General features: G+C 57.2%; 8 protein-coding genes. 3 read left to right on the forward strand and 5 right to left on the reverse strand.

The features are described 5' to 3' along the window. Positions 1 to 206 precede the first annotated feature (206 nt). Positions 207 to 3,008 (forward strand): aconitate hydratase, encoded by a 2,802-nt coding sequence (locus HMPREF1628_RS02625; protein ID WP_034507481.1) that lies wholly within the window; start codon positions 207 to 209, stop codon positions 3,006 to 3,008. A gap of 154 nt (positions 3,009 to 3,162) precedes the next feature. Here HMPREF1628_RS02625 and HMPREF1628_RS02630 read toward each other — a convergent pair whose 3' ends face one another. Next, complete coding sequence (locus HMPREF1628_RS02630; RefSeq protein ID WP_034507483.1) at positions 3,163 to 5,001, reverse strand: chloride channel protein; 1,839 nt, start codon at positions 4,999 to 5,001, stop codon at positions 3,163 to 3,165. Further along, positions 4,991 to 6,961 (reverse strand): S9 family peptidase, encoded by a 1,971-nt coding sequence (locus HMPREF1628_RS02635; RefSeq protein WP_034507485.1) that lies wholly within the window; start codon positions 6,959 to 6,961, stop codon positions 4,991 to 4,993. The genes HMPREF1628_RS02630 and HMPREF1628_RS02635 overlap by 11 nt, the downstream gene beginning before the upstream one ends. A gap of 115 nt (positions 6,962 to 7,076) precedes the next feature. Here HMPREF1628_RS02635 and dxs point away from each other — a divergent pair, with 115 nt between their 5' ends. Continuing rightward, positions 7,077 to 8,981 (forward strand): 1-deoxy-D-xylulose-5-phosphate synthase, encoded by a 1,905-nt coding sequence (dxs, locus tag HMPREF1628_RS02640; RefSeq protein WP_052038801.1) that lies wholly within the window; start codon positions 7,077 to 7,079, stop codon positions 8,979 to 8,981. 89 nt (positions 8,982 to 9,070) lie between these two features. Here dxs and HMPREF1628_RS02645 read toward each other — a convergent pair whose 3' ends face one another. Together HMPREF1628_RS02645 and HMPREF1628_RS02650 are read right to left on the reverse strand one after the other, a co-directional pair. Continuing rightward, entirely contained in the window at positions 9,071 to 10,303 is a 1,233-nt protein-coding gene (locus tag HMPREF1628_RS02645; RefSeq protein ID WP_052038802.1) for a ribonuclease D, read from the reverse strand. Further along, the gene (locus HMPREF1628_RS02650; protein WP_052038803.1) at positions 10,296 to 10,889 is read right to left on the reverse strand and encodes a DUF3000 domain-containing protein; all 594 of its coding nucleotides are present in this window, start codon (positions 10,887 to 10,889) and stop codon (positions 10,296 to 10,298) included. The genes HMPREF1628_RS02645 and HMPREF1628_RS02650 overlap by 8 nt, the downstream gene beginning before the upstream one ends. Positions 10,890 to 11,078: 189 nt before the next feature. Between HMPREF1628_RS02650 and HMPREF1628_RS02655 the strand changes: the two genes are divergently transcribed. After that, positions 11,079 to 12,302, forward strand: a complete 1,224-nt coding sequence (locus HMPREF1628_RS02655) for a carboxylate--amine ligase (RefSeq protein WP_052038804.1) — start codon at positions 11,079 to 11,081, stop codon at positions 12,300 to 12,302. A 103-nt stretch (positions 12,303 to 12,405) separates the two neighbouring features. On the opposite strand, the gene treZ is transcribed toward HMPREF1628_RS02655, so the two are convergent. Then, positions 12,406 to 14,145: a malto-oligosyltrehalose trehalohydrolase gene (treZ, locus tag HMPREF1628_RS02660; RefSeq protein WP_052038805.1), complete on the reverse strand. Its 1,740-nt coding sequence runs from the start codon at positions 14,143 to 14,145 to the stop codon at positions 12,406 to 12,408. Position 14,146 lies beyond the last annotated feature (1 nt).

Here is a 14,146-nt window from a genome sequence, read left to right on the forward strand (position 1 = left end):
ATTTAACTAAAGCTCTCGTAGCGAAAAGTATGCGCCCAAGGGCGGTTCTTTATGCTTAAAAACCGCATGTTCTCGGGCCTGTTATTTGAAACACAGCGAAAAGCGTGCCAACCAACGAAAATGTTGAGTGAAAGTGTTAGCATTAAGTATCTTGACATCGAGATATTGATGTTGGAGAGCAGTCTCATATTTCACGAGGAGATGACGTGACCAGCCTAGACAGTTTCAAGTCCCGCGCGGATCTTGATGTAGATGGTAAGTCTTACGAAATTTACCGGCTCGACGCTGTGCCGGGAGCATCGAAGCTACCTTACGCTCTGAAGGTTTTGGCAGAAAACCTTCTTCGTACCGAAGATGGTGCGAACACCACCAAAGAACACATTGAGGCCCTGGTTAACTGGGATCCTTCGGCCGATCCAGACACGGAGATCCAGTTCACCCCCGCACGCGTAGTGCTTCAAGACTTCACGGGTGTGCCCTGCGTGGTAGACCTTGCAACCATGCGTGAGGCCGTGGCTGACCTGGGCGGCGATCCAAACAAGATCAATCCACTAAATCCGGCTGAACTCGTGATTGACCATTCGGTACAAATCGACTCGTTCGGTACGCAAAGCGCATTTGCTCGAAACGTCGAACTGGAATACCAGCGTAACGGCGAGCGCTACCAGTTCTTGCGTTGGGGCCAGGATGCGTTTGAAAACTTCCGCGTTGTTCCGCCGGGCACGGGCATCGTCCACCAGGTGAACATCGAATACCTAGCACGTACCGTGTTCACCAAGGAAGAAGACGGTAAGACCGTTGCCTACCCGGACACCTGCGTGGGAACCGACTCGCACACAACGATGGTGAACGGCCTGGGCGTCCTCGGTTGGGGCGTTGGCGGTATTGAAGCTGAGGCCGCCATGCTCGGCCAGCCCGTTTCGATGCTGATCCCGAAGGTTGTGGGCTTCAAGCTGTCCGGCGAGATCCCCTCGGGCGCAACCGCAACTGACGTTGTCCTCACCATCACGCAAATGTTGCGCGAACACGGGGTTGTAGGCAAGTTTGTTGAGTTTTACGGCGAAGGCGTTGCAGCAGTGCCACTGGCCAACCGTGCAACGATCGGCAACATGTCGCCAGAGTTCGGCTCCACTGCTGCGATCTTCCCGATCGACGACGTCACCCTCGACTACCTGCGTCTTACCGGTCGCGATGAGTCCCTTATCCGCCTCGTTGAGGTATACGCGAAGGAACAGGGCCTATGGCACGATCCGTCGCGCGAAGCGAAGTACTCCGAATACCTCGAGCTAGATCTTTCCACAGTTGTTCCATCCATTGCCGGCCCAAAGCGCCCGCAGGACCGCATCGAACTATCTGAAGCCAAGGAATCCTTCGCGGGCACTCTCCCGGACTACATTTCAGGCAAGGGCCTGGAGCCAACGGGCCTCGACAAGTCGCTTGCAGATTCCATGGGTACTTCTGACCCGGTCAAGTTCGGCAGCCAAGAAGATGCCGTTCCGCCGAGCGAGCCAAAGCTTGCTGATGAGCGTCCTCATCACCGGGTGGGCATCACGCTTGCTGACGGCACCGAGACAGTGCTTGACCACGGTGATGTTGTAATCGCCTCGATTACGTCCTGCACCAACACGTCAAACCCGTCGGTCATGATGGCAGCCGCATTGCTCGCTAAGAATGCGGTAGAAAAGGGCCTAAAGAGCAAGCCGTGGGTTAAGACTTCAATGGCGCCTGGCTCGCAGGTTGTTACCAATTACTACGAGAAGGCCGGAATGTGGCCGTATTTGAACGAACTGGGCTTCAACCTGGTTGGTTACGGCTGCACCACGTGTATCGGTAACTCCGGACCGCTACCGGACGAAGTCTCTGCAGTTGTGAACGAAGAGGATCTAACGGTTGTTTCGGTACTCTCCGGTAACCGCAACTTCGAAGGTCGCATCAACCCTGACGTCAAAATGAACTACCTGGCTTCGCCGCCGCTCGTAATCGCCTACGCGCTGGCCGGAACCATGGATTTCGACTTTGAAACGGAGCCGCTTGGTCAAGACCAGGATGGCAACGACGTGTTCCTGCGCGACATCTGGCCCGATCCGAAGCTGGTACAGGAAACGATCGATGCGACGATTGACCGCGAAATGTTCCTGCACGACTATGCTGATGTGTTCAAGGGTGACGAGAAGTGGCGCGCCCTTGAAACGCCGGACGGCGCAACGTTCGACTGGGCGGAAGACTCCACCTACATTCGCAAGGCCCCGTTCTTCGAGGGCATGACGATGGAACCGGATCCGGTCAAGGACGTGAAGGGTGCGCGCGTACTGTTGAAGCTCGGCGATTCGGTAACCACCGACCACATTTCGCCAGCCGGCTCATTCCGCGCAGACACGCCCGCCGGTAAGTACCTGGTTGACAACGGTGTGGAGCGTCGCGACTTCAACTCCTACGGTTCTCGCCGTGGTAACCACGAAGTCATGATTCGCGGTACTTTTGCAAACATTCGCATCAAGAACCAGCTACTTGACGATGTTGAGGGCGGCTATACCCGCGACTTCACGGCTCCCGGTGGGCCGCAGGCAACCGTGTACGAGGCTGCGCAGAATTACCGCGAAGCCGGTGTTCCGCTTGTGGTGCTCGGTGGTAAGGAATACGGCTCCGGATCCTCTCGTGACTGGGCTGCTAAGGGCACCAGCCTGCTGGGCGTGAAGGCAGTAATTACCGAATCCTTCGAGCGGATTCACCGCTCTAACCTGATCGGTATGGGCGTCATGCCGCTGCAGTTCCCGGCCGGTGAAAACGCTGACTCGCTCGGTCTCGACGGCACCGAAGTCTTTGACATTGAAGGCATTGAGGCGCTGAATGAGGGCGTAACACCGAAGACCGTTAAGGTATGCGCTACCAAGGAAAACGGTGACACGATTGAGTTCGACGCGGTTGTACGCATCGATACACCGGGTGAAGCGGACTACTACCGCAACGGTGGCATCTTGCAGTACGTTCTTCGCGAACTCGTGAAGTAAACGCACACTAAGCGGGCGGGGCCGAAGAACTGGTCTCGCCCGCTTAGTGTGTGTGAGGGGGAGGCAGGAAGGCACGGAATCCGCTTCTGGCTACGCGAGCTAACTCCTCGTGAAAATGAGGGCATCGAAGTGATGGGAGGACTTCCCGGGAGAGTTAAGAAGTAGCCTCGTCGATGTCACGATTGGCGTGACGTTGCTGCCAGCGAGAGCCCCAGGAAGACTCGGCTTCGCGTCGTTCCAAGGCGCGGCGCTGCTCGCGATACATGCGACGAACCAGTTCCTCAGAAGAAATCCATCCAATAACCTCCCCGCTTTCAACTACCGGCATGCCGGCCACGTGCGTAGCAAGCATTCGTTGCATGAACACCGAGGGCGTGGCGCTTGCCGGAACTGAAGCGGTGGACAGATGTAGGTCAGCCACAGTTGGAGGAGTATCGTCAGACAGGCGCGCGCTGGCAAGCTCCATTGAAGATACGGTGCCCACAAACTTCCCCTCCTCATCTACTACGGGAAGAAGTGAAGATTCCGACGAGCGCATGATTTGAGAGGCTTCCGGGATTGTATTGGTTGTAGCGATCAGGCCTGGAACGGGGCCCATTAGGGTCTTCGCAGCGTTATTGCCCATCAAGGTGGCATCGACGGGATCATCGAGGATGTCGCCGCGGCGAATAAGCTTTTCGGTGTAGATCGTTTTGCGGCTAAGGAATCTCGAGGTTCCGGTAGCAATGACAATGGCAAGCATGAGGGGAAGAACGAGGCCGTACTGGCCGGTCATCTCGATGATTAACAGGACGGCGGCCATAGGCGCGCGAATAGCTCCCGCAAAGCACGCCCCCATACCTATAACGCCAAAGACGGCGGGACTGGTGGAGGTTAGTGGCTCCAGGTACATGCCGATGGCGGTCCCCACAATCGCACCAATGTACATCGAAGGGGCAAACAGGCCGCCTGCGCCTCCGATTGCAACGGTGTAGGTGGAGAACAGTATTTTCAAGCCCGCATGTAGCAACAGAGCTGAAGCGGTGTAAGCGCCCAAGAGAGCTTCTGTTTGGATTGTTGTCGAAGTGCCGAAGAGTTCGGGGAACATCCACAGACCGAGTCCAAGAAAAATGCTGCCAACCACGGGCCGGCGCCATTCTGGGCCACGGTCGATTCGGTCTAGAAGATCTGCTAGCAAATAGAGCGTTTTTGACAGTAATAGACCGGTGAGTCCGCACAGTAGCCCCACTAGGGGAACGGCCCACAGATCCAGTTGTGACTCCAGGTTATAGGCGCCCGGGAGGCTAATGATGAATTTGTCGCCGAGGATCGCTCGCGAAACTAATACGGAGGATACGGATGACAGTACGGCTAGGCCGAAGATCTCTGCGGAAAATTGCACGAGGATTACTTCCATCGCGAACACGGCCGCAGCCAGGGGCGCGTTGAAGGTGGCGGACACACCTGCGGTAGCGCCGCAAGCGACGAGTACCATCACGCGTTTTACCGGCATACGCAGGCGGCGTGCGATCATTGAGGAGATCGCAGCGCCCGTCTGCACAACCGGGCCTACCTTACCCACCGAGCCGCCGCCCCCAATGGTTAGCGCGGCAGCAATGACCTTGATAAACCAAACGTTACGGGGCATGTCGCCGCCATTGCGGCGAACTGCCAGCATTACTTCTGGAATGCCCAGACCGCGCGTAGTAGGCGCCCACTTTTGCATCAGCGGACCGTAGATCAGCGCGGAGATTACGGGCGTGAAAATCACAAACCACGAGCCAATCCCAAGCCAGCCATGCGCAGCGCCGCCCGTTGGAGCGTAGTCCGTATAGCCGGTCATGAGGTATTCCCACCCGATGATCAGGTAGTGCATGAACACGACCATCAGTCCAGTAAGGGCACCGGCCGTCACCGCAACCGCAGCTTGACCGGTGCGCCTATATACGAGGAGATGGCGGATCCTTCCAGTAAGTTCACGCGGGTGCGGTAAGCCGCCCGCCTCACTCGGCACTGGCGATTCCCCAAGCCTGCTTGTAGAAGTCCAGTTCAGTTAGTAGAGCATCTTGAATCGTGTCGGAGCGGACAAATCCGTGTCCTTCTCCCTCGTAAATCTTTAGTTCGACAGTACGCCCCAGATTTTCGAGGGCATCCTTCATCATCTGCGCCTGAGAAGGTGGCACCACGTGGTCTTCACTACCTTGCAGCAAGAGGAGGGGGGCTTCAACGTTTTCAATATGGTTGATCGGAGACTTCTCGGCCCAAACCGGGTCGGAAAGATCGCTTGAACCTACGAGACGGCCAATGTAGCGCGACTCAAACTTGTGCGTATCCTTAACTAGCGCGGCAAGGTCCGCGATACCGTACAGCGATGTGCCTGCGGTGAATGTCTTGGACGTTGCGAGGGCTAGCAGGGTGGCGAAACCGCCTGCGGAGCCGCCGCGAATCGCAACGCGCTTTGGGTCAGCCAGGTCTTTATCAACCAGGTATTGGACGCCGGTTTCGGCATCGCTTACAACCATCTCGCCCCAGTTACCGTTCAGACGCTCGCGATAAGGCCTGCCCCAACCTGTGGAACCGCGGTGATTAACATCCAAAATCGCAAAGCCGCGCGAAGTCCAGAACTGTTGTGACAAGGTGAGGCCCGGGCGAGCCGCCGAGGTGGGGCCGCCGTGAATCATGACGATAAGCGGGGGCAGTTCGCCCTCGGGCGCCGTGAATGAAGGCGAGGCAGGCGGGTAGTAGTATCCGTGGGAGATTTCGCCGTCCTCGGTGGGCCACTCGATGGGCTCGGGCTTAGAAATCACACGTTCGGGCAGATCCGTCCAGGTAGACGAGCGCAACTCGGTCACCTCACCGTTCTTGATCTGAACGATTGCTGGCGTGCGCGTATCGGAGTCTGCAAGCATGACAACCCGGCCGTTGTAGGCCGCGACGTTGCCAACGGGACGCCAATCCGTGTGCCAGGTCTCCAGCTGTCCGTTATCTAGGCGCACTGTTCCCAGGTGCCAGTACGGACCTTCAGCCCACGAACAAATCAGATGATCTTCATCCAGGTTGTCAAACGAGTGCAGACCCAGTTGCCAGTGCGGATGAGAGAAAGCTTTTTGGGAGGGGTGTAGGCGGCGGGTGCGCAGGCGCGTGGTCCACGCGTTCAAGTCCTCGCCTTCGTGCCACTCAAACCCCTCGGTGCGGTACAGGTTTGCCCAGCCGCTTGAATCATCAACGTGGATGAGATCGCCAGCGGCGGTCCACCTTGGCTCATAAACGGCTACGTCCTTCTGCCCGACAACCGTAACCATTTGGTCAATGTCGCCCTCGAAAGAAATTGATGCGACGTGGAGTTTAGCGCTGGTCCACGGCATGTGCGGATGATTCCAGGTAAGCCACGCAAGCTTGGTGCCATCGGGTGAGAGCGTGGGGGCAGCAACGAAATCAGTCTTGTCGTAAAGCGTCTTCACCCGCTCTGGTTCGCGCGCTCCCGACCCATCGAGTGGGATAGAAACCAGGTAGTTCTTTGGCTCGCCCTCGCCCGTGTGGTCTTCACAGACCGCGTAAACCACGTCGCGCACATCAGCAATGTGGAAGTCGCCGTAGCGGCGCTTAGATAGCTCGGTCAGAGGAATAATACCGGGAGTCTGATCGTTAAGATCAAACTTGTAAACGCGGTCATCACCGGCGTGCGAGAACACGATAACGCCCTCGTGAACGGCGTAAGCGCGGCCGCCGTACTCGTGCACGCGAGTGCGAACGTCAGGCAAGATAGTGCCCTCAATCATGGGCAAAACCTCTTCGGTAATGCCTACGCGGCCTTTGCGAAGCAGAACGTTACGACCTCCCTGGTTAGCCCTGCCTTCAACCCACATGGTTGCGTCACGATCCACGCGAAGTTGGGAAAGCGTGACCGTTCGTGCGGTTAGGTCGTCAACACCGATTGGGGAATCCCAAGTGCCGTAGGGGCGTTTTTGCGTCATTTTCAGTTCCAATCTTCACTCTGGGCCTAACTACTAATTTAGCGCGTTTAATTTTTGTGTGGGCAGGCAAGCTGATTTCGCCTTTAGTTATCGTGAATGAACTTTGCCCATTAAGATGGTGCTCATGAGTGAAAAGCCAGCCCCTAAACCCGGAAGACTTTTAGCTTCCATTAAGCAGCCTTCGGATTTGAAGGACCTCACTTCTGCCGATTTAGAAGTGCTGGCTGGCGAAATTCGCGAGTATTTGGTGCAGTCCGTTTCCCGCACGGGTGGCCACCTGGGCCCAAACCTAGGTGTGGTCGAACTGACGCTGGCGATTCACCGCGTGTTTGATTCACCACGCGACACGATTATTTTTGACACGGGCCACCAGGCGTACGTTCATAAGCTCTTGACGGGGCGCACGGATTTTTCAAAGTTGCGCCAAGAAGGGGGCCTATCTGGATATCCGTCGAGGACGGAGTCGCCTCACGACGTGGTAGAAAACTCGCACGCTTCAACCGCGCTGTCGTGGGCGGAAGGTGTGCTACGCGAATACCAGCGCACCGGTCGTGAAGACCACGTGGTTGCAGTTATCGGTGACGGCGCTTTGACGGGCGGCCTGGCGTGGGAAGCGATTAACAATATCGGTGACCATGCGGATGGCAACCTCGTAATTATTGTGAACGACAACGGGCGTTCCTACGCGCCCACCATTGGAGGCCTCGCACACCACCTGGATGCGCTGCGCGTGTCAGAGGGATATGAGAAGGCATTGGCGTGGGGCAAGAAGAAGCTCCTGTCGCACGGACGTCCCGGGGAGATGGCGTTCGATGCTCTTCACGGCATGAAGGAGGGCATGCGTGACGCGATTAGCGCGGGCATAATGTTCGCGGACCTCGGCATTAAATACATCGGCCCGTTCGACGGACACGACGAGGTGGCGCTCGAGTTTGCCCTCACTCGCGCCAAAGCGGCAAAACAACCCATTTTGGTGCACGTAATCACCAATAAGGGCCGCGGCTATGTTCCCGCAGAGGAGGACGTTGCTGACCGGTTCCATGCGGTAGGGAAGATCCACCCTGAGACGGGGTTGCCGGTAGCTCCCTCGCGATTTGGATGGACGGCAGTGTTTGCGGATGAGATCGTGAAGATCGCACGGGAAAATCCGAAGGTCGTAGCGATCACTGCAGCGATGATGGCGCCGGTTGGTCTGTTGCCAATGCATGAGGAGTTCCCCGATCGCGTCATTGACGTAGGCATTGCGGAACAGCACGCGGTTACTTCCGCTGCCGGTATGGCTTTTGCTGGCGCGCACCCGGTATTCGCGGTTTATGCCACGTTCTTGAACCGTGCGTTTGACCAGGTGCTTATGGACGTAGCTCTGCATAAGGCAGGCGTCACTTTTGTGCTTGATCGTGCAGGAATCACGGGTGATGACGGCGCTTCTCACAACGGCATGTGGGACATCGCAATGCTCTCTATTGTTCCCGGCCTGCGTCTGAATGCGCCGCGCGATGAGGAGACTTTGCGCCTCGCTCTTCGCGAGGCCGTTGAGGTAGATGATGCGCCCACGGTAGTTCGCTACGCAAAGGGTGCTCTACCGGACCCGATTCCAGCTATTTCGCGCCATCCGTGGGGTGATGTTCTGCGTGAAGGTGATCAGGCTCAGGTCGTGATCCTCGCTACGGGTGCGCTTGTGAAGAATGGGTTAGAAGTTGCGCGAATGCTTGATGACGCGGGCGTAGCAACAACCGTCATTGACCCGCGCTGGCTACTGCCGGTCAGCGCTGACCTGGTGGAACAGATCGCGAATGCGCAACTGGTTGTTACGTTCGAGGATGGTCTGCAGGAGGGCGGGTTTGGTTCCGCGGTGCGCGAAGCGCTCGCACGGGCGGGCAGATACACGCCAGTCATGGCCCGTGGCGTACCAAAACAGTTTCTCGACCATGCCAAACGAGATCAGATAATCGAGGATATTCACCTGGATCCTAAGCATTCGGCAAGCGAGATCCTGCAGGAGCTGAACAAGCTTTCATAGCGGGAGCAGATACCGATTAGTTGCTACCTCGGCTTAACTGCATTCGCCGTCTTCTTAGACACCTTGTATACGAGTCCGTAGTACAGGACCTAGTTGGTAGCTTTCACCAGCGCGCCTGCAACGCGTTCAATCTGCCACGCGCGTGCGCCGCGGCGGCGTAGGTACTCTCGCATTTCGTCCGGGCGAAGGACCGGGCCGTCCCAGGCTAAACGCTTTTGCACCCGAGGTTCTAACAAAACAGCGGGATCTATGCCTAGCTCTTTAGCGAGCGGCTCAATGGCCCGACGGATCGTTTTAAGGCGTGCAAGCTCATCGGGGTGTGCAGATCGCCATCCAGACACTTTCGGTAGCGTTCCCGGCGCAACGGGCTTACGTAGTGGTGGCAAATCGGTTTCGGACATGCATTTTGCGTGTCTGATTGCGCGGATCCACTCATCGGTGTGGCTGCGGGTGCGCGGGCGGCGCATTTCTTGAATGCTTAGCAGAGCCCGCTTATTTCGCGGAGGTTTGAATGCTAAAGACACGAGCGTGCGGTTGCTGATCAAGCGAGTTGGGGCAATATCTTGCTCCCTCGCAATGGCCTCGCGTGCTCTCCAAAGCTGCTGTAAAATCGCCAACTGGCGGCGCGTGCGGATTTTGCCTGCGCCGGGAATCGAACGCCACTTGTTCGGATCCGCTGGTTTAGGCTCTCTACTCAAAATGTGCGCGAATTCCTGCTCTGCCCAATCCCAGCGGCCGGCATCATACAGTTCGCGGCTGAGCACCCTGTATAGCTGAGTTAAAAATTCCACATCCAGCGCGGCGTAACGCAACCAGCTTCGGGGCAGTGGACGGTTAGACCAATCAGAAGCTTGATGCTCCTTATCGAGTGTTACGCCCAGGGTTTGTTCCAACACAGCGGCGAGCCCAATACGCTCAAACCCCAATAGTTGCGCTGCCACCTCGGTATCAAAAAGCTCTGGAGCGTGCAGGTTTGCGCCGCGCAGGCTTGGCAAATCCTGGTCTGCTGCGTGCAGGATCCACACAGCATTTTGCAGTGCTTCGCCCAAAGAGTGCAAGTGGGGGAGCGCGTCGGCGTCGATGAGGAAGGTACCCGCGTCCTCACGTCGAATCTGGATTAAGTAGGCGCGGTCTGAGTAGCGGAAGCCGGAGGCTCTCTCCACGTCAATTGCCACGGGCATAGTGGAACTTGCGAGTTTCTTGATCGCGCGGTTAAGGGCTTCTGGCGTATCGGTTGGGTCAGGCGTGCCTTCGTGCGGGTGCACTATCAGGGTGGGTTCAGAATCGGTCATGTTCTCGATAGGTTGCGGACGGTCAGGCATGCGGTATCGGTTCTATCGCAAAAGCGTGATCGTCATCTATGTAAGTTCCGGCCATGCGGGCAATCAGTTTTAACCAGGCCGCCATGTGCGGGCCAAGGTCGTTTGTTGCGGGCGACCAAGAGGCGCGCATTTCTATCTCTACCTCGGAACCGGATAGCTTCAGGCCGCCAAAAGTGTCAGATAATTCGCGCGTAACCGTGCCGTTCATGTTGTGCGCGTTCGCTCCAGCATCGTCGAGGGCGTCGTGGGCCCAACTCCACACAACTTCACCAAGCAAAGGATCGCTGCCCATCTCGGGCTCCACCTGTGAGCGCGCATGCATGATTATGCGAAACCGGGAGTTCCAGCCCGGCTGCCCATCAGGGTCAAACAGCACCACAAAACGGCCTGTTGCTACGGGAAGCTCGTCTTCCTCGGCCTCTGTGAAGGCTCTAAGTGCAGCCGCATACGGGGCGATTTTACGAGGAGCGGGTACCTCTTGTAACTCAATGCCGGGTTCGGGCGGGGCGGAACGCAAGCTGAGAAGGGCCTCAACGAACTCTTGCGGAGGCGACACGCGCCCAGATGCGCTTACTTCGGCTAACACACATTCAGGCTACCGAGCACTACGGAGCTTTTCCGCTACGGCGCGCCCAGGTAGGTGAAAGAGCATGGCGGACAGGTGCAAAATGTTACTTCGCGCGTCAATCTCGGGCCTACCGGTGTACAAACGCAGGCCAAGCACATGTTGCATTAAACTTGATGGAGTTAAGCCAGCTGTTTGAAGGAGTGCGCAGTGGACGCAAACAATGCAGATATTGGCCGATTTGAAGGTCTGCCGGTGATTCTTGGCGGAGGTATCGAAGCCTACGCGCTTGCCCGCCAGTTTAATGACGCCTATGACACGCGCGTCGTATGCATTTCCGCCGCACCCTCTAAGGCCGTAACCTACTCAAACTTCATCGACTGGGTGCCCGTGGAAGATGCCACTACAAACAGTGGCGTGCTAGTGGTTTTGGAACACGTTGCCAATAAGTACTCGCAGCGTCCCCTGATCCTCATGACGAACTCTGATGCGCAGATCGCAAACCTCGTGGAGGTGCGAGACCGCCTGCCCGAGGGCTACAAGGTTGCGCTGCCCTCAAGCCAAACGCTCGCGGCCGTGTCTGATAAGGCCTCGTTTAAGAAGATTTGCGAGGCAGCCGGCATCTCCACCGCGCGTTTTGCAACGGTTAAAGCGTCCGCGCGCGGCGTTGATCTGAACTACCCGGTTGTAGCTAAGCCTGCTCTTTCCGCCGAGTTTGACCTGCTGGAGATGCCAGATAAACACAAGGTCTACTATTTCGACACGCCTGCCCAGCTGGATGATTTCTTGTCCCAGCTGGAAAGCTATGGGTACACCGGCGATTTTGTAATCGAAGAGTACATTCCTGGCGGTGACAGTCAGATCCGCTCCATCACCGCGTACGTGAACACTAAGGGCAAGCTGGTTATGCTCGTACACGCACACGTCGGCCTGCAAGACCACCGTCCCAGCCTGGTAGGCAACCCCGTGGCGATGGTAACCGGCCCCAACGAAGCCCTGTTCAATCAGGTGAAGACCTTCTTCGAAAATGTTGATTATCAGGGGTTCGCAAACTTTGACATCAAGATCGATCCGCGCGATGGGGTTGCCTATTTCCTCGAGGTAAACCCACGAATTGGCCGCAACTCAGGCTATGTTTTTGCCGGGGGAGTGAACCCCATGAGCGTCTTGATTGAAGACCTCGTGTTTGGCAAAGACAGCGAGTTGAAAGTTGGCGCGCGTGAGGCCCTGTACGCTCTCGTCCCAGTTCGCGTTGCCACCAAGTGGTGCGACGACCCAGAGCTTTCCCAGCGCATGAAGAAGCTGGCGCGTGAGCACCTGTTTAACCCGTTGAAGAATCCGAAGGATCGTTCGCTAAAGCGCGCGGTATTCCTAGCTGGTAGGGATCTGCACCTGGCACAGGTGTTTGAAAAGTTCCCCCCAACCGAGCTCTAAATAGGCGACGTCATTGCTTGTAAAGATGCCCCGCGCAGGTTGTACGCAGGGCATCTTTAGTTTTGAGCTATCGCGAGCCAGCGAGTGCAGCTCAAGCAAGTATCTAGCTCTTGTATATCGCGGCTTCTCCGGGTTGCAGATCGCCCGCGTTACCGGACCAGCTCAAGACGAAGCGTTGCTCCTGGCTCACGGCAGGACGAGCCGGGCTAGTGCCCATGTTTACTAACACTTCGAGACTCCCGCTACTCATCCGCAACAGGTCTTTTTCGAAGCTCACTCGCATGGGTTTGCCACCGGTGGCTTCTTCCTTGCGAATCTGAATGAGCTTCTTGTACCACGCGAGCATCCGCGCGCCAGACTCGGATTGCGCGGTTTCCCAGTCCAGTTTCGATGTTTCAAACGTGGAGCGGGCAGTGGGATCAGGGACCGTAACTTTGCGGCCGTATATCGAGTCAAAGCCGTGCGATGCAAACTCGGCGCGGCGTCCTTCGCGCATAGCGCGAGCCATGTCTTCGTCGCCCTCTTGATCTGAGAAGAACAGGAACGGTCCGCGTGAAGCCCACTCTTCACCCTGGAAAAGCATTGGTGTGAACGAGGAGAGCAAAACCAGCGCAGCAACCGAACCTAGTTGCGCATCTGAGAGCGCCTCTGACGGGCGGTCGCCTATCGCTCGATTACCCACCTGGTCGTGGTTTTGCGAGGAAATGACAAACCGGCGCCGGTCCATGTCTTTGGGGACGGGAGCGCCCCAGACTTTTCCTCGGAACGAGGAGTACGTGCCAGCGTGAAAGAAGACGTCCTCGAATGCTGCCATGAGAGCCTCGCGAGGCTCGAAGTCGGCGTAGTATCCGTGTGTTTCCCCTGTGAACGCGGCGTGGAGGGCGTGGTGCACGTCGTCATCCCACTGCGCGTCCATGCCTCGGCCGCCCATGTCGGTGGGGGTAACCATGATTGGGTCATTCAGGTCAGACTCTGCAATCAGCGTGAGCGTGCGGCCAGTTTGGCTCTCCAACTTGGCTACGGCATCGGAAAGTTCAGCTAGGAAGTGGTAGTCGGAATCGTCATCCAGCGCGTGCACGGCATCTAGACGCAGGGCGTCCACACCCATGTCTCGTAGCCAGTGCAAAGCTGCACCCTTCAAGAACGCGCGCGTGTGGGCGGCGTTCTGTCCGTCAAGATCAAGCGCAGCGCCCCACGGTGTCTCGTGCTTGCTCGAATAGTAGTTGTCGAGCGAAGCAATGTAGTTTCCAACCGGCCCAAAGTGGTTCAAAACCAGGTCTAAACACACCGCGATGCCAAGGTCATGCGCTACCTCAACAAAGTGCACAAAGCCATCCGGGCCACCATACGCCTCATGTACTCCGTACAAACTCACCCCGTCATAGCCCCATCCGAACGTGCCGGGGAAAGGCGCAACGGGCATAACCTCCACTACCTGCACGCCGAGGTCGGCCAGGTGCGGTAGTTTTTGCGCCGCTGCTTGGAGCGTTCCCTCGGATGTAAACGTGCCGACATGGATCTCCATGAACACTTTTCCAAGCAGATCGCCGGCATCAAAGGGTTTAAGCTTGGGTGGCTCCCACGTTTGCGCCGGTCCGTGCACGCCATTCGGGCGGCGTAGAGCGCGAGGATCAGCAACGGGCGCGCCGCCGTCCACGCTGTAGCGATACTTAGCCCCAAGAGGAAGTGGGGAGGGGCTGGTCCACCATCCCGCGTGATTTTCCATTTCCAGTGAGTGGGTACCCTGGAACTCGTACTCCAACCTGATTGACTTAGCAGTTGAGGACCATACCGGAACAAGGCCGCGGCCAGGAGTATCCTCAATATTCTTCGATATGCTCACG

Source organism: Actinomyces sp. S4-C9, from assembly GCF_000758775.1.
Taxonomy (GTDB): Bacteria; Actinomycetota; Actinomycetes; order Actinomycetales; family Actinomycetaceae; genus Gleimia; species Gleimia europaea.

Coding starts and splice junctions, on each gene's coding strand:
- HMPREF1628_RS02635 (WP_034507485.1), bottom strand. CDS start 6,961: ATGACGCAAAAACGCCCCTACGGCACTTGGGATTCCCCAATCGGTGTT.
- dxs (WP_052038801.1), top strand. CDS start 7,077: ATGGTGCTCATGAGTGAAAAGCCAGCCCCTAAACCCGGAAGACTTTTA.
- HMPREF1628_RS02645 (WP_052038802.1), bottom strand. CDS start 10,303: ATGCCTGACCGTCCGCAACCTATCGAGAACATGACCGATTCTGAACCC.